This window comes from Streptosporangium sp. NPDC005286 (assembly GCF_040607515.1).
Lineage (GTDB): Bacteria > Actinomycetota > Actinomycetes > Streptosporangiales > Streptosporangiaceae > Streptosporangium.
Genome location: NZ_JBEXGU010000039.1, coordinates 49060 through 64047, shown reverse-complemented (window position 1 = coordinate 64047; position 14988 = coordinate 49060). Strand labels below are relative to the sequence as shown.

Annotated in this window: 13 protein-coding genes; 5 read left to right on the top strand and 8 right to left on the bottom strand. The window is 72.8% G+C overall.

The window, feature by feature from the left end; translation table 11 throughout:
- The 5 genes from ABZU75_RS17070 to ABZU75_RS17050 form a co-directional block, all read right to left on the bottom strand.
- The coding region (locus ABZU75_RS17070; protein ID WP_355554908.1) for an acetate--CoA ligase family protein at nucleotides 1-748 on the bottom strand (748 nt) is incomplete at its 3' end.
- Nucleotides 745-2334: a class I adenylate-forming enzyme family protein gene (locus ABZU75_RS17065; protein WP_355554906.1), complete on the bottom strand. Its 1590-nt coding sequence runs from the start codon at nucleotides 2332-2334 to the stop codon at nucleotides 745-747. The genes ABZU75_RS17070 and ABZU75_RS17065, both read right to left, overlap by 4 nt.
- Nucleotides 2335-2386: 52 nt before the next feature.
- Complete coding sequence (locus ABZU75_RS17060) at nucleotides 2387-2728, bottom strand: VOC family protein (protein ID WP_350912823.1); 342 nt, start codon at nucleotides 2726-2728, stop codon at nucleotides 2387-2389.
- Complete coding sequence (locus ABZU75_RS17055; RefSeq protein ID WP_350912825.1) at nucleotides 2725-3099, bottom strand: Zn-ribbon domain-containing OB-fold protein; 375 nt, start codon at nucleotides 3097-3099, stop codon at nucleotides 2725-2727. The genes ABZU75_RS17060 and ABZU75_RS17055 overlap by 4 nt, the downstream gene beginning before the upstream one ends.
- Before the next feature lie 31 nt (nucleotides 3100-3130).
- Nucleotides 3131-5239 carry a protein kinase gene (locus ABZU75_RS17050; RefSeq protein ID WP_355554903.1) on the bottom strand — a complete coding sequence of 703 codons (2109 nt, stop codon included), beginning with the start codon at nucleotides 5237-5239 and terminating at the stop codon, nucleotides 3131-3133.
- A gap of 175 nt (nucleotides 5240-5414) precedes the next feature.
- Between ABZU75_RS17050 and ABZU75_RS17045 the strand changes: the two genes are divergently transcribed.
- Both ABZU75_RS17045 and ABZU75_RS17040 read left to right on the top strand, forming a co-directional pair.
- Complete coding sequence (locus ABZU75_RS17045) at nucleotides 5415-6035, top strand: isochorismatase family protein (RefSeq protein ID WP_355554901.1); 621 nt, start codon at nucleotides 5415-5417, stop codon at nucleotides 6033-6035.
- On the top strand, nucleotides 6035-6826 hold the full coding sequence (locus ABZU75_RS17040; protein WP_355554916.1) for an SDR family NAD(P)-dependent oxidoreductase: 792 nt from the start codon (nucleotides 6035-6037) through the stop codon (nucleotides 6824-6826). The genes ABZU75_RS17045 and ABZU75_RS17040 overlap by 1 nt, the downstream gene beginning before the upstream one ends.
- A 143-nt stretch (nucleotides 6827-6969) precedes the next feature.
- Here the strand turns inward: ABZU75_RS17040 and ABZU75_RS17035 are convergent, their stop codons facing one another.
- Nucleotides 6970-8307: a serine hydrolase domain-containing protein gene (locus ABZU75_RS17035; RefSeq protein ID WP_355554899.1), complete on the bottom strand. Its 1338-nt coding sequence runs from the start codon at nucleotides 8305-8307 to the stop codon at nucleotides 6970-6972.
- Between the two features lie 36 nt (nucleotides 8308-8343).
- Here ABZU75_RS17035 and ABZU75_RS17030 point away from each other — a divergent pair, with 36 nt between their 5' ends.
- The 3 genes from ABZU75_RS17030 (at nucleotide 8344) to ABZU75_RS17020 (ending at nucleotide 11710) form a co-directional block, all read left to right on the top strand.
- Nucleotides 8344-9267: a cyclase family protein gene (locus tag ABZU75_RS17030; protein ID WP_355554914.1), complete on the top strand. Its 924-nt coding sequence runs from the start codon at nucleotides 8344-8346 to the stop codon at nucleotides 9265-9267.
- Between the two features lie 376 nt (nucleotides 9268-9643).
- Nucleotides 9644-10873: an ROK family transcriptional regulator gene (locus tag ABZU75_RS17025; protein ID WP_355554897.1), complete on the top strand. Its 1230-nt coding sequence runs from the start codon at nucleotides 9644-9646 to the stop codon at nucleotides 10871-10873.
- A gap of 204 nt (nucleotides 10874-11077) precedes the next feature.
- Nucleotides 11078-11710, top strand: a complete 633-nt coding sequence (locus tag ABZU75_RS17020) for a ThuA domain-containing protein (protein WP_355554895.1) — start codon at nucleotides 11078-11080, stop codon at nucleotides 11708-11710.
- Nucleotides 11711-11769: 59 nt separating this feature from the next.
- Here ABZU75_RS17020 and ABZU75_RS17015 read toward each other — a convergent pair whose 3' ends face one another.
- Together ABZU75_RS17015 and ABZU75_RS17010 are read right to left on the bottom strand one after the other, a co-directional pair.
- A complete protein-coding gene (locus tag ABZU75_RS17015) occupies nucleotides 11770-13155 on the bottom strand; it encodes a GH1 family beta-glucosidase (RefSeq protein WP_355554893.1) in 1386 nt (461 codons plus the stop codon).
- Nucleotides 13156-13462: 307 nt separating this feature from the next.
- Nucleotides 13463-14962, bottom strand: a complete 1500-nt coding sequence (locus ABZU75_RS17010; RefSeq protein WP_355554891.1) for an AMP-binding protein — start codon at nucleotides 14960-14962, stop codon at nucleotides 13463-13465.
- Nucleotides 14963-14988 lie beyond the last annotated feature (26 nt).

Sequence of the window (14988 nt, the reverse complement as noted above, 5' to 3'; positions counted from 1 at the left end):
CGGCGGGCTCCGCCGGGCCGGGAAGGTAGCGCGCGTCCACCGCGACCACGCCCTCCTCGGTGGCGATCACCGGGTTGAGTTCGAACTCGCCGAGATCCAGCCGTTCCCACACTCCTCCGGCCCCGCCGATCGCGAGCAGCAGCCCGACCAGGGCCTCCGAGTCCACGGCGGGCCGGCCGCGGTGGCCGTGCAGCAGTGGCGCGCCACGCAGTGAGGCGAGCATCCGCCGGGCGTCGGCCTCGGAGGCGGGACAGAGACAGAGCGCGGTGTCGCGCATGACCTCGGTCCACACGCCACCGAGCCCGGCGAGCAGGACGGGTCCGAAACCCGGGTCGCGCACCACGCCGACGATCAGCTCGACCCCCGGTGCGGCCTGCTCCTCCACCAGGAACCCGTCGGGCGTGATGCCCCGCGAGACGAGTCCGGCCAGCATCTCGTCGGCGGCGGACGCCGCCTCGGCCGGCCCGGACAGCCCCAGCCGTACCGCCCCCGCGTCCGACTTGTGCACCAGGCCGGGGCCGTGGGCCTTGAGCACCAGGGGAGGCGCCAGTCCCCGGGCCGCCGCGGCGACCTCGGCGGGGGAGGCGGCCGTGGCGCCTCGGGGCACCGCCACCCCCCACTCCCGCAGCAGGGCCTTGACCTCGTGCTCCGCGAACCGTGCGGGGGCGGGCTCCTGAGATGCTCCGGACACCGTGGATACCGCGGATACACCGGACATCTCGGGCGGCCCGCCGGTGGATGCGGTCACGCCTCGTCCATCCGGTTCTGGTACCTCTCCCGGATCTCCCGCCTCAGCAGCTTGCCGGGTCCGCCGGAGGCGTCCTGGAAGTGCGGGAGTTCGGTGGCGACGACGACGTGGTCGGGGCGCTGGTGCGCGGGCAGCGTCTCGGCCAGGGCGAGGGCGATCTTGGCCGGGTCGGCCGGGTGTCCCGTCCTGGCCACCACCGCGAGCAGGATCCGCTGCTCGACCGCCTCCTGCCCCTCGGTCTGGGCGGGCACGCCGACCGCACCGGCCTCCGCCACGCCGTCCAGCGCCACCGCGGCCTCCTCGATCACCGAGGGCTGGGACCAGATGCCGCCCTTGAACACGGACTCCTCGCGGCGGCCGAGCACCATGAGGTTTCCGTCCTCCGACAGGACGCCCAGGTCGCCGCCGACGTACCACTCGTCGCGCAGCACCTCGGCGGTCTTCTCAGGCAGGCCGTCGTACCCGGTCATCCGGTGCGGCCCGGCGAGGTTGATCTCACCGACCTCGCCGGCCGGCCGGGCGCCCGAGGGGCCGGTGATCCGCACGGCGTTGCCGGTCCGCGCCCTGCCCGAGGAGCCGAGCGGCGTGCTGCCGTCGTCGACCCGGCCGAAGCAGGTGTAGGGGGCCTCCGTCTGGCCGTAGTAGCAGTAGACGCCGGTGTCGGGCAGCCGCTCCTTCATCCTGGCCAGCAGCGCCGCGGGGAGCGGCTCGCCGCCCAGCATGATGACCCGCAGGGACGACAGATCGGCGCCCGCGTGGTCGTCGGAGCCCAGCAGCGCCGCGTAGAAGGAGGGGATCTGCGAGACGTGGGTGACCTTCTCCCGGGGGACCACCCTCAGGAAGTTCGCCGGTCCCCAGTCCTGTTCGAGCACCAGTCGCATGCCCGCGTAGAGCGCCGGCCCGACGAGGGCGGGGAAGCCGATGCCCCAGATGATCGCCCCGGTGCCGAGTACCGAGTCCTCGGTGCGCGGCACGTCGAGCCAGATCTGCGCGATGGCCAGCGACGAGGCGTGCGTGTGGACCACCGCCTTGGGCAGGCCCGTCGTCCCGGAGGTGTAGTAGAGCGCCAGCGGATCGTCCCAGAAGCCGCCGAGGGCCATCTCGTCCTCGGCGGCGCCCGCGGTGAGCGCGTCCAGGTCCACGGCGTCCTCGCCGGGGCCGCCGACCCTGATCCAGCGGGTGATCTCCGGCAGCCGGGGGCGGATCTCCGCGACGGCGGCCTCCACCGTGGAGTCGTACACGAACGCGGTGGCGCCGGAGTGCGCGACGACCGCGGCCAGGGTGTCGACGGACCAGTACGGGTTGAGCGCCGCGGTGACGGCGCCGAGCTTCGCCGCGGCCAGGTAGACCTCGGCCACGTGCAGGGTCTCGTTGAGCAGCGCGGCCACCCGCTGCCCGGGGGCGAGGCCGGCCTCCGCCAGCGCGTGGGCGCGCCGGTTGACGAGCCGGTCGAGTTCCGCGTAGGTGAAGCTCTGCTCACCGCAGTAGGTCAGCGCGACCCTGTCGGGGGTGCGCATGGCGTTGGCGGTGAGGATGGCGTGGGCGTAGTTGCCGTACGGGGTGCCTGCCGGGGTCGGGCGCGCCATCTCTGGCCTCCGTTCGGAGCGAGGGGTGGATCGGTGCGGGGGGTGAGGGGTGTCAGTGCGAGGAGTAGAGGACGAAGACGTTTCCTGACGGGTCGCGCAGTACGGCTCTGATCTCGTGCGGCCCGGTCTCCGGCTCCCGTACGAGCTCGGCCCCGGCCCCGGCCAGCTCCCTGGCGGCCCGCGCGACGTCGTCCACCTTGTACGAGGGCGCGGTGACCTCGCCCGCCACCCGCTCCTCGGCCGCGACCAGCGCGACCGTGGCGCCCCCGCCGTCCAGGGCGGCGAACCGGTCGCCGTCGCGGAACCTGACCGCCAGCCCGAGCGTCCCCGAGTAGAAGGCGATCGCCGTCTCCAGGTCGTCCACGGGGATCAGGACGTTGCCGAGCTTGCTCATGCGGGCCTCCACTGGGGCAGGTCGTCGACGAAGGTCACGCGCACCGGCATGCCGATCCGCACCAGGTCCGGCGGGCACTCCACGACCTGCCCGAACGCCCGCACCCCTTCGGGAAGGTCGATCCAGGCCAGCACGTACGGCTCCCGCCCCCGGAACTCGGGCACGAACGAGCGGTGCACGACCGTGAAGGTGTGCACCGTGCCGTCGCCGGAGACGGGTTCGTAGGGGAGGTCGGTGCCGCCGCAGCCGGGGCACTCGGGGGCGGGCAGGTGCACCCGCCGGGCGCAGGCGGTGCAGCGTTGGACGACCAGCTCGCCGCGACGGCAGGCGTCCCAGTAGGCGAGCGTGTCGCCGGTCATCGATCCGGTCATCGATCGCCAAGCTAGCGCACGCTTGGTTGCCTCACAAGATGCCGTCCACGCCGGTTCGCTCGGGGCCGGGCTCGTCGACGGTGGGCCGTTCGGAGTCCTGTGGTCTCTCCGAGGCCGGGTCCGGGGTCGGGCCGGAGGTGGGAGTGCAGGAGGGCAGATCGATCCGGACGGTCCGGGAGGGCATGTCGCCCGCGGGGACCGTACTGATCGTCACCAGCCGGGTGACACGCTCCCCGCACCGGGGCAGCTCGGCGAACTCCCCCTTCACCTCCCGCGCGTACTCGGTGGCGCCGGACAGCTCCAGCTCCCGGGTGCCGCTGGTCACCGCGCCGTCGAGCCTCTGGGCGAACCCGAGCCGCACGGTCACCGGCGCGGTGCCCGAGGTCCTGACCAGGAAGCCGACGGTGGTGCCGTCGAAGGCGGTGATGGAGACCGAGGGCGGCGGGCACGGCTCGCCGTGGACCTCCTGGGTGCGGACGGCGGTCCCGCCCGAGGAGCGGGGCGAGGTGGAGACCGTGACCCGGCGGTAGAGGGTCTGCCCGCAGGCCGGAACCGTGAAGACGTACGGGACGGTGTGCGAGTAGGCCGCGGACCCGTCGAGGACGGAGGTGCGCGGGGGTGCCTGGACGAGCCGGTCGCGCTCCGGCCCCTCGGCGAACGTGACGGTCACCGCGACGTCCGCCGCGGTGGAGGCGCGGAAGGCGACCGTGGTGCCGTTCCCGTCGATTCCCACGATCCGCAGACCGCTGACCGTGTGCGCGGGCTCCGGCGGCATCACCGTCACGGTCGGCACGGGTGTCGGGGTGCGCGTGGCGGTGGGCGTCGGCGGCCGTGGCGTGGGTGTCGGTGTGGCCTTCGGTGTGGGTGTGGGTGTCGGTGTGGGCTTCGGCCGGGAGGTGGAGGGGGTGGGGTCCACGGTCCGGCTCGGCGCCGGCGAGGGGAACGTGACGGGGACGGGGGCCGTGCTCTCCGCGGGGGGCACGGGCCGCCCGACGGCGGCGCTTCGCGAGGGGCTCGGCCCGACGGACGGCTCCGGCGGATCCGGCACCCGGCTCCGTCCCGCCGGTGTCTCCTGGATGATCGCTGAGCTGGGCGGCGGGGTGAAGATCGTGTCGGCGGAGAGCCGGTCATGCGGCCGGTTGGCCGCGATCACACCGGCGGTCATCGCGACGGTGACCACCCCAAGCCCGGCCAGCGTCCTGGGGCCCAGCCGGGGACGGCGCACCCGCCCCATCCGGCCGAGCACGGTCTGGGCCACCGAGGAACTCGCCCTCGGCGCGGGCTTGGCCAGCGGGAACGCCAGTGCCAGCAGCGTGGCGAGCTCGGCCAGGTGCCGCCGTCCGCGCTGCTCCCACTCCGGCCCGTACGCCGACAGCGCCGCGGCCTCCAGCTCCTCCAGGAACGCCCGCGCGTCCTGCGGCCGGTCATTCGGGTCCTTGGCCATGCCCCGCATGACCAGGGCGCGGACCGAGCCGGGCACCTCCGCCACCGGGATCGGCGCGGTCAGGTGCCCGTGCATCAGCGCCGCGCGGTGATCCGCCAGGTACGGCCTGCGCCCGGTGAGGCACTCGAAGAAGACGCAGGTGGCCGCGTAGACGTCGGTCGCGGCACTCGCCGCCGCTCCCTCCCACTGCTCGGGAGCCATGTAGGCGGGGGTACCGGCGGTGATGCCGGTCTCCCCGACGTGGGCGGCGATGCCGAAGTCCGCCAGCTTGCTGCCGCCGTCGGCCTGGATCAGCACGTTCTCCGGCTTGTAGTCGCGGTGCACGACCCCGGCCGCGTGCGCGAAGGCCAGGCCGAGCAGCGAGCCCTTGAGCACGGTCAGCGCCGCCTCCGGGCTGGTGCTGCCGTGCTCGCTCAGGATCCGCCTGAGCGCGACCCCGTCGACCAGCTCCATCACGATCGCGGCTTCGAGCACGTCCTCGTAGTACTCGTACAGCTGGACCACGTTCGGGTCCTGCAGCTCCACCATGACGCGCGCCTCCGCACGGAAGCGCGCCAGGAAGCGGTAGTCGTCCTTGAGCGTCGCGTTGAGATATTTGATAGCCACGTAGGCACCGGTGGCGGCGTACGTGGCCAGCACCACGCGCCCGCCCCCGCCGACGCCGAGTTCCCGAATCTCGCGGTATCCCGGAACCATCCAGCCCCCTTCCGAGTGCCGTCGACTTGTTCGACGGTCTCACCCATGGGGTTGGTTGTCACGGTTGGTCAACTTTTGCGAAGGGTAACAATCGAAATCGTGCTCGATGGTCGATCCGGTCGCGTGTTAGGCTCCGATGGTTAACCAAGCAAGCGCTCGGGTTAGTGGAGGTCGCATGGCCGTCGATCTGGGCGCGCTCGCCGCGCCGGACCGCAGCGCGGTGCTGGTGATGGAGATGCAGCGCGGCGTCGCCGGAGACCTCGCGAAGTTCCCGGACCTGGTGGAGGTGTGCGCCCGGCGCGACGTGGTGGCCAACGCCGCCGCGGTCCTGGCCGCGGCCCGCGCGGCCGGGGTGCCGGTGATCCACTGCACCGCGGCCTTCCGCGCCGACCGCGCCGGGTCGCACACCGCGAACAGCCCCTTCATCGCGGCCCTGCTCAAGGACCCCGCGCACATGCTGGAGGGCAGCGGCGCGGTCGAGGTGCTGCCCGGCCTGCACGACCCCGGCGACCTGGAGTCGCGCCGCCACCACGGGTTCTCGCCCTTCACCGGGACGTCGCTGGACATGACCCTGCGCTCGCTCGGCGTCTCGACGGTCGTCGCCGTGGGGCTCTCCCTCAACCTCGGCATCCCCGGGCTCGCCCTGGAGGCGGTCAACCTCGGCTACCGGGTGGCGGTGGTGACCGACGCCGTGGCGGGAGTCCCCGACGACTACGCGCAGGCGGTGCTGAGGCACACCGTGAGCCTGCTCGCCGCGCGGGTGCGGGCCGCCGACATCGTGGAGGCCTGGAAGTGATCGACGGCCTGAGGCTGGACGGGCGCACGGCGGTGGTGACCGGGGGAGCCGGGGCGATCGGCGCGGCGGTCTGCCGCGACCTCGCCGCGCTCGGGGCCGGGGTCGTCGTGGCCGACGTGGACGAGTCCGGTGCCGCGGCGATCGCCGACGAGCTGAACAGCGAGTCGATCGGCCTGGGGCCCGGGGCCGGGGTGCCGAGGGGGCCGAGGGCCCCGGCCACGGCCCTGCGGGTCGACCTGGCGGACCCGGCGTCCATCGAGGACTTCTGCGGGCGGGCCGGGCCGGTGGACATCCTGGTCAACAACGCCGGGGTGTCGATCGTCGAGCCGTTCGTCACCGGCGACCCCGAAGGCTGGGAACTGATGTGGCGGGTCAACCTGCGCGCCCCGATGCTGCTCACCCGCCTCCTGCTGCCCGGGATGATCGAGCGCGGCTGGGGCCGCCTGGTCTTCGTCTCCTCGGACGGGGCGCGGGCCGGCTCCGGCGGCGAGGGCGCGTACGCCGCGACCAAGGCGGGACTGTTCGGCCTGGCCAAGACGCTGGCGAGGGAGGCGGCCCGGGGGAACGTCACCTCCAACGTGATCTGCCCGGGGCCCACCGACACCCCGATGCTCCGCCGCGTGGACGCGGAGAAGCCGGGACTGGTCGACAGGATCGCCAGGGGCATCCCGCTGCGCCGCCTCGGCGCCCCCGAGGACGTCGCCGGGATGGTCGCCTACCTCTGCACCGACAGGGCCGCCTACGTCACGGGCCAGACCCTGTCGGTCAGCGGCGGCGTCACGATGCATTGACACCTCGGGAGAGTGGCCGACGACGGCATCCGGGAACCGGTGCCGCCGGCCGGCGGAGGCGTCACGACGTGTCGACCCGCTCCTTCCCGGGGGCGCCACCGGAGTGCTCCCGGCGTTTCTCCCCGGCGGCGTCCCTGCGGGGTTCAGCGCGTGGGGCGCCCCTGGGGGAGCGACTCGTAGACGGCCTCGGCCAGGCGGTAGGCGCGGAGGCTGCCGGAGACGGCGCCCGCCATCCTGTTCATCGTGTACGCCATGCCCAGGCCGTGCTCGGCGTCGCCGAGGCCCAGCGACCCGCCGAGACCGGTGTGGCCGAAAGCGGTCTCCGCGCCGCCGGCGGGGGTGAGGAAGGTCATCGCCGGACGCATGTAGCCCAGCCCGAAGGAACTGTCGATGAACATCACCCTGTCCGGGCCGTGCACCCTCCTGCGCGTCGCGTCGCGCAGGGTCTCCGGGCCCACGATCCGCCCGGCCACCAGGTCGCGGTAGAACCCGGCCAGTCCCCGGGCACTGGTGACGGCGCCCATCGCGGGCCAGCCGGCCCGCAGGACGACCGGATTGTTGGCGCCGCCGGACAGCCGGTGGATCGGCGGGTTGCCCAGCGCCCGGTTCATCAGGCTGTTCCTGTCGAGCGAGGCCCTGGCCATCTCGTAGACCGGGTCCCCGGGTCCGTGTCCCGGCAACTCCGCCACCGTGGAGACCGTCGCGGGGCCGCCTGCCGCGCCGTTACCGGCCCGCCCGTCCTCCGCGGCCCGCGCGGTGCCGGTGACCTGTCCGGCCTGGTCCGCCGCGCCCGCCGGGGCGGAGGGCTTCGCGCGCTCCCGGGCGGACAGCCGGGCCGCCCGCTCGATCACGTCGTCGCCGGCGCCGACCTGGAGATCCAGATCGAGCGGCCCGGAGATCTCCGCGGCCACCAGTTCGCCCACGGAGCCGCCCGACACCCTGCGGACCACCTCGCCGACCAGGAACCCGTACGTCAGCGCGTGGTAGCCGTGCGCGGTGCCCGGCTCCCAGATCGGCGCCTGGCCGGCCAGCCGGTCCGCGATGGCGGCCTGGTCGCCGAACTCCTCCACCGGGACCTGCTCCTCGATCACGGGCAGCCCCGCCTGGTGGGTGAGCAGGTGCTCGACGGTGACGCGCTCCTTGCCGTGCCGCGCGAACTCCGGCCAGACGTCCGCGACCGGGGCGGCGATGTCGAGCAGGCCCCGCTCGGCCAGCAGCAGCGCGACCGTCGCGGTCACCGCCTTGGTGCACGAGTACGCCAGCACGGGGGTGTCACGCTCCCAGGGCCGCCCGCTGTGGCGGTCGGCGACCCCGCCCCACAGGTCCACGACGGGTTCGCCGTCCAGGAAGACCGCGAACGCCGCGCCCAGTTCCTCGCCACCGGTGAAGTGCGCTTCGAACACCTCCCGCACCCGGGAGAAGCGGGGGTCGCAGTGCCCGTACGTGTCCGCCCGACCCTCGATCACACCGTCCGCAGTCATCGTCCGTCCCCGCATCCTTAGAAAGTGAGCACTTGCTTGGTAGCCGAGCCTAACAACTGGGGCCGCTTCGGCCCAGGAGACCAGCGTGGCACCCTCAACCTGCTGACCCCCGGCACGGTCCTGGCCGCCCTCGCCTCCGCCGTCACCGGCCAGGTGATCAGCCTGGCCATGCCCATCAGGGGCGCCACCTCCTCGCCCGCCCCCACGACGGTTCCGCACCTGCGGGGCCGCCCGCTGCCGCAGCACTTCATGTCCGTGGACGGCGGCGACTACGCGGCCGGCACCCGCCCGATCGGGGCCGGGCTGCGGATGGCCGACGACGCCCTGATGGTCACCCACCACGGCACCACGACTCATATGGACGCGCTCTGCCACATGTGGGCGGGGGAGGAGCTCTACAACGGGCACCCCGCCGCCAGGGTCAGGTCCTACGGGGCCACCCGCTGCGGTATCGAGACCGCGGGCGGCGTCGTCGCCCGGGGGGTGCTCTTCGACGTCCCCCGCCATCTCGGCCTCGACCACCTGCCGGTGGACTTCCGCGTCTCCGGCGACCTGCTGGCGGAGATCCACGACGATGTGCGCCCCGGCGACGTGGCGGTGGTCCGCACCGGCTGGCCCCTGGTCTGGGAGGGCTCGCCGCAGGACTACTGGGCGGGCCAGCCGGGCCTGTCCGCGGACGGCGGCAGGTGGCTCGCCGCCCGCGACGTCGCCGTGGTCGCCTCGGACAACGCCGCCATCGGGGGCCTCAACGCCCGCCAGCTCGCCGACGAGGACCTGACGGACGATCTGCACCTGATCCTGCTCTGGCGGCACGGCATCCACCTGGCCGAGATGCTCTCGCTGGAGGAACTGGGCGCGGCCTGTGCCGGCCGCGGCGGCGGGGACTTCGTCTTCGTCGCGGCCCCGCTGAGGATCGAGGGGGGCACGGGAAGCCCGATCAACCCGCTGGCGATCCTCTGAGAGCGGCGCCCGGTGGCCGTTTCCCGGGCACCGGGACAGGGGAGACGCCAAACGCCCGTGGAGGAGCGGTAAGACCTGGCACACGTGTCAGGCGCGCACCGGTGAAACGGGAACTCCCGCGACAACCTCGCCTTCTGGCCGTCACCGTCCTGACCCGATCCGCCCGGGAGCGCACCGGGCGGATCGGCGCCTTCGAGACGGTTCCGAGGGTCCGTGCCGGACATGGCGATTCCCCGTGCGACCTGGGAAACTCTCCTCGCGCCCGATGCGGGTGCGGCGCGCCTCGCCGGGCAGGAGTGTGCTCGATGAGCATTGGCCGCGAGTGGCTAGAGTAGTAGTTGTACTAACATTTGAAATTACTTCCCCGGGGAGAAGCATGAGCCGTCCACAGCGGGGGACCCTTCGTGATGTGCGGAAGGGCAACCGGTCCGTGGTCCTGTGGACGTTGTATTTCGCCAACGAGCTGAGCAGGCACGACCTGGCCCAGACGACCGGTCTCAGCGCCGCGACGGTCAGCAACGTGATCGGCGACCTCATCGCGGACGGCATCGTGGTCGAGACCGGTTCCGTCGACTCCGACGGTGGGCGACCGCGGATCATGCTCAGGGTCGACCCCTCGTACGGATACGTGGTCGGGGTGGGGGTCGGGGAGACCCGCGTCCGCGTCGAGCTGTACGACCTGGCGATGAAGGAGCGGGCGCGGAAGGAGTTCGCCCTCGACCCGAGCCACCACGAGCCCGCCGTGGTGGCCCGTCACATCCTCGACGGGCTGGAGGCGGTCCTGTCGGAGGCGGGGGCGGACGAGTCCGAGGTGCTCGGCATGGGGCTGGGCGTCCCGGGTGTCGCCGAGCAGGGGCCCGACCTGCTCATCCACGCCCGCGCGTTCGGCTGGGACGGTGTACCGCTGGGCGCGCTGCTGCGCGAGGGCACCTCGATCCCGGTCTTCGCCGACAACGGGGTCAAGACCACCGGCCAGGCCGAGCTCTGGTTCGGGGCGGGTAAGGGCGCCCAGCACCTGGTCATGACCTTCATCGGTACCGGCGCCGGGGCGAGCATCATCAACGGCGGCGTCACCTACCGGGGAACGGCGAACGGCGCGGGGGAGTGGGGCCATACGAAGATCGTCCTCGACGGGCGCCCCTGCCGCTGCGGCGGTCAGGGCTGCCTGGAGGCGTACGTCGGCGCCGAGGCGATCCTCGCCGGCGCGGGCAGGGACCTGGGGGACGACGACGAGGAGAGCGTCTTCGCCGCGCTTCTCGCCGATCCGCTGGCCAGGCCCGCGTTCGAGGAGGCCGTCCGCTGCCTCGGGGCGGGGCTGGCCAACCTCATCAACCTGTTCAACCCCGAGCGTGTCATCCTCGGCGGCTGGGCCGGGTCCCTGCTCGGGCGGGAGTTCCTTGCCGAGATCCGTGCCGCCGCCGCCAGGTACGCCCTGCCGCTGCCCTTCTCGCAGGCGTCGATCGAGCTGGGCCGGCTCGGTCCCGAGGCGGTCGCCCTGGGCGCGGCCACCCTGGTCGTCGAGGACTTCCTGCTGCGCAGCCACGCGGTGCGCCCCGCGGGGCGGGGCGAGACCCCGGCGCGGGCGGCCGGGCCCGCGCACAGCTGACCGGTCTCCGGCGCCGCGGCTGTTGACGCCGTCCCGCCCAGCACTTATTTTGCATTCTGTACTAAGAGTGGCGACGGGGGGAACGACTGTGGACGGGTCGCACATCGACGGGACGTTCCAGGGCGCCGCCTCCGGACGCGCCGCACCCCGCGGGGGAAGGCCGTCGTCAGGTGAGCGCCGGGCGAGCGGCCGGGCGGGCCGCCGATGAGGAGGGCGCTGGTCGTCCGTGGCGGCTGGGAGGGGCACGTCCCTGTCGAGGCGACCGAGCTGTTCATCCCCGAACTGGCCGCCGCCGGCTTCTCGGTGACCGTCGCCGACGACCTGGAGGTCTACGCCGACCGGCCGCTGCTGGCCGGGACCGACCTGGTCGTGCAGTGCTGGACGGGCGGCACCCTGACCCGGGAGCAGGAGGCGGGGCTGGTGGCCGCGGTCCGCGCGGGTACCGGCTTCGCCGGCTGGCACGGCGGCCTGGTGGCCACCTTCGACGGCAGCCATGACTACCTGCGGATGGTCGGCGGGCTCTTCCTGCACCACCCCGAGGACTTCCTCAGCTACGACGTCGTCATCGACCCCGCGCGCGCCGACCACCCGATCGTCGCCGGGCTGGACGACTTCACCGTCGAGACCGAGCAGTACTGGATGCTCACCGACGCCCACAACGAGGTTCTCGCCACCACGCGGTTCGCCGCACCGGAAACCGTCATGCCGGTCGTCTGGACCCGCAGGTGGGGGAGGGGAAAGGTCTTCTTCTCCGCCGTCGGCCACCGGCTCGCGGACCTGCGGCATCCCACCGTGTACGAACTCACCCGGCGCGGCCTGATCTGGGCCGGCCGGTGACCGTCTGACGTGACGTTCCCCGCGCCTCCCTCGGGGATGGGGGCGCGGGGAACGTCACCTCAGATCCCGTTCCTGCCGATGACACCGCTGTACCACAGGGCGCTGTCCTTGGGGATGCGCCGTTGGGTGTCGTAGTCGACGTGGACCAGCCCGAACCGCTTCTCGTAGCCGTACGCCCACTCGAAGTTGTCCATCAGCGACCAGGCCAGGTAACCGCGCAGGTCGGCTCCCTCACCGATCGCCTGGTGGGCGGCGAGCAGATGGGTGCGCAGGTAGTCGACGCGCTCGGCGTCGGCCACCCGGCCGTCCTCGGCGGAGTCGTGGTAGGCCGCCCCGTTCTCGGTGATCATCAGCGGGGTGGTGGGATAGTCCCGCGCCAGCCGCACCAGGAGCCTGCGCAGGCCGTCGGCCTCGACGGGCCAGCCCATGGCGGTCACCGGCAGGTCGGGGTCGAGGTGTTCGACGCCCTCGGTGCCGGGGAAGCGGTTCGAGGAGGGCGTGCCCACCTTCGCCGCGACGAGGGTCGGCGCGTAGTAGTTGACTCCCAGCAGGTCGATCGGGGCGCCGATCAGCTCTTCGTCGCCGTCGGCGATGTGCTCCAGAGTGGTGAAGCGGGCCATGTGCTCCAGCATGTCGGCGGGATAGCGGCCGTTGAGGATCGGGTCGAGGAAGATCCGGTTGTGCAGGCCGTCGACGAGCCCGGCCGCCGCGACGTCGTGCCGGTCCTGTGGGTCACGGGGGGACACCGGGGTGAGGTTGACCGTGATCGAGACCTCTCGGGCTCCCGCCGCACGCAGGGCGCGGGCCGCCAGGCCGTGGCCGAGCAGCAGGTGGTGCGCCGCGCGGAAGGCCGCGTCCGGCTCGGTCCTGCCGGGCGCCTGATCGCCGGTGGCGTACCCGAGGAAGGCCGAGCACCACGGCTCGTTGAGCGTGGTCCAGGTCCTGATCCGGTCTCCGAGCCGGTCGTACACCGCTCCGGCGTACTCGGCGAAGTGGTGGGCGGTCTCCCGCACGGTCCAGCCGCCCCGGTCCTCCAGGCACTGCGGCAGGTCCCAGTGGTACAGGGTGGTCATGGGCTCGATGCCGACGGCCAGCAGGGTGTCTGTCAGCCGGTCGTAGAAGTCGAGACCGAGGGGGTTCACCGGTCCCGTGCCGTCGGGCCTGATCCGGGGCCAGGAGACGGAGAAGCGGTAGGTGTCGATGCCGAGGTCCCGCATGAGGGCCACGTCGTCGGCGTAGCGGTGGTAGTGGTCGCAGGCGATGTCGCCGGTCTGCCCGAGGTGCACCCGGCCGGGGGTCCTGGCGAAGGTGTCCCAGATGGAGGGGGTACGTCCGTCCTCCGCGGCGGCGCCCTCGATCTGGTAGGCCGCGGTGGCGACCCCCCAGCGGAAACCGGGGGGGAACAGGGCCAGGCCGGTGCCGGTCCGGTCGTCGGTCTGGGTCATCCCTTGATCGCTCCTTGCGTGGTTACGCGGATGGGTCGCCTGCCGGGCGGCGTCAGGTCGACGATCGGTGGCAGGGGCGCCGTTCCACCCTCCCGCGCTCTGTGGGCGCCCGAGGGGAGTGGTGGCTGCTCAACTTTGAGGCTTAATTCATAATGAAATTTAAGGGGAAAAACTCCGTCTGCGTCAAGGTGGAGTTACCGAGTCGTGCCCAGGCCGTGGACGATTCCGATCGTGCCGGAACGGCCGACGAGAGCCGGCTCCCGGGAGCCGGCTCTCGTCGCGGACCGTGCGGGACCGGGGTGGGCCGTCAGGTGCCGGGGTAGCCGCCCCCGCCGTGGGCGGCGTCGAGGGCGTCGTAGTCGGGGGTGAAGCCCTTCTTGGGAATGGCCGCCACGAAGTCCACGTGCCGTGGCCTCTTGTATGAGGCGAGGCCGCCCCGCACATGCTCGACGATCTCCTCGGCGGAGGCCGTGGCCCCGTCCCCGAGGACCACGACGGCCTTCACCGCCTGCCGCCACCGCTCGTCGGGGACGCCGATGACCGCGGCGTCGGCGACGGCGGGATGGGTCTTCAGCACCCGCTCGACCTCGGCCGGGTAGATGTTCTCGTTGCCGGACTTGATCATGCGGAGCCGGGGGCCGATGAAGGTGATCGTGCCGTCGGCCTCGCGGCGGCCGAGGTCGCCGGTGTGGTGCCAGCCCCCGCGCGTCTTCGCCTCGTTGAGCTCAGGTCTGTTGAAATATCCGGAAAAAAGGGACTTACCGCGGGCGCAGATCTCGCCCACCTCTCCCGCGGGCACCTCGTCGCCGTCAGGGGTGAGGATGCGCACCTGGACCAGCGGTGACGGCCGTCCGGCGAACCCCGCGGCCCCCGGGGCGAGCCCCAGGAAGGTCAGCATCCCGGCCACCTCCGTCTGCCCGTAGCCGCCCATCCTCGACCGGCACCAGGGGGAGTCGTCCACGCTCGTCATGGCGTCCCACTCGGCCGAGTGGGAGACGAAGCGGAGCGACGTCAGGTCGTACTTGCCGCCCTCGTTGGCCTTCACCACCGCGTCGATCATCTGCCCGAACAGGAACGCCTGGGTGACCTTCTCCGCGTCGACGAGGCGGCAGACCTCCTCGGGGTCGAAAGCCGGCGTGAACACGTTCGTCCCGCCGATCTGTAGCGTGGCCAGGCAGAACATCATCGTGCCCACGTGGAACAGCGGGCCGCTGTTCAGGAAGGTGAAGCCCGGCTCCATCTGCCGCACCACCAGCAGCGAGGCGCTGTGCGCGACCAGGGCGGCGCTGCTGAGCAGCGCCGCGTTGGGACGGCCGTCGAAGGCGGCGGTGTAGAGCGCGAGCACCGGCGCTGTGTCGTCGGCGTCGTCGGCGAACCCGTCCGGCACGGCGTCCGGGGACCCGCCGGCCAGGAACGCCTCGTAGCCCGCCCCCGCGAGGATCCAGTCCTCGCCGCTCAGCGGGGCGGCGACCTCCGACTCCTCCCAGACGACGACCTTCGGAGCGAGGTCCGAAAGGACGAAGGAGAGCTCTTCGGCCGACTGCCGCCAGTTCGCCGGGCAGAGGATCGCGCCGAGCCTGGACGAGGCGAGCAGCAGTTCGAGCACCGCGTGGTCGTTTCTGCCCAGCCAGAGCACCCGCTCCCCGGCCGTCACGCCCCGCGCGGCCAGCGCGCCCGCCAGGCGGGTGACCCGCGCGTCCAGTTCGGGGTAGGTGAGCCGCAACTCGCCGTCCACCACCGCGGTCACCCCGGGGCTGCTGCGGGCGTGTTCGGCGAGGACGTCGGACAGGGTCAACTGGTGGATCATCGCGCCTCCTGGTGGGGGTGGCGTAC

Excerpts from the sequence above, each read along its gene's own strand:
- ABZU75_RS17065 (WP_355554906.1), bottom strand. The coding sequence starts at position 2,334 with ATGGCGCGCCCGACCCCGGCAGGCACCCCGTACGGCAACTACGCCCAC.
- ABZU75_RS17060 (WP_350912823.1), bottom strand. The coding sequence starts at position 2,728 with ATGAGCAAGCTCGGCAACGTCCTGATCCCCGTGGACGACCTGGAGACG.
- ABZU75_RS17055 (WP_350912825.1), bottom strand. The coding sequence starts at position 3,099 with ATGACCGGATCGATGACCGGCGACACGCTCGCCTACTGGGACGCCTGC.
- ABZU75_RS17050 (WP_355554903.1), bottom strand. The coding sequence starts at position 5,239 with ATGGTTCCGGGATACCGCGAGATTCGGGAACTCGGCGTCGGCGGGGGC.
- ABZU75_RS17045 (WP_355554901.1), top strand. The coding sequence starts at position 5,415 with ATGGCCGTCGATCTGGGCGCGCTCGCCGCGCCGGACCGCAGCGCGGTG.
- ABZU75_RS17035 (WP_355554899.1), bottom strand. The coding sequence starts at position 8,307 with ATGACTGCGGACGGTGTGATCGAGGGTCGGGCGGACACGTACGGGCAC.
- ABZU75_RS17025 (WP_355554897.1), top strand. The coding sequence starts at position 9,644 with ATGAGCCGTCCACAGCGGGGGACCCTTCGTGATGTGCGGAAGGGCAAC.
- ABZU75_RS17020 (WP_355554895.1), top strand. The coding sequence starts at position 11,078 with ATGAGGAGGGCGCTGGTCGTCCGTGGCGGCTGGGAGGGGCACGTCCCT.
- ABZU75_RS17015 (WP_355554893.1), bottom strand. The coding sequence starts at position 13,155 with ATGACCCAGACCGACGACCGGACCGGCACCGGCCTGGCCCTGTTCCCC.
- ABZU75_RS17010 (WP_355554891.1), bottom strand. The coding sequence starts at position 14,962 with ATGATCCACCAGTTGACCCTGTCCGACGTCCTCGCCGAACACGCCCGC.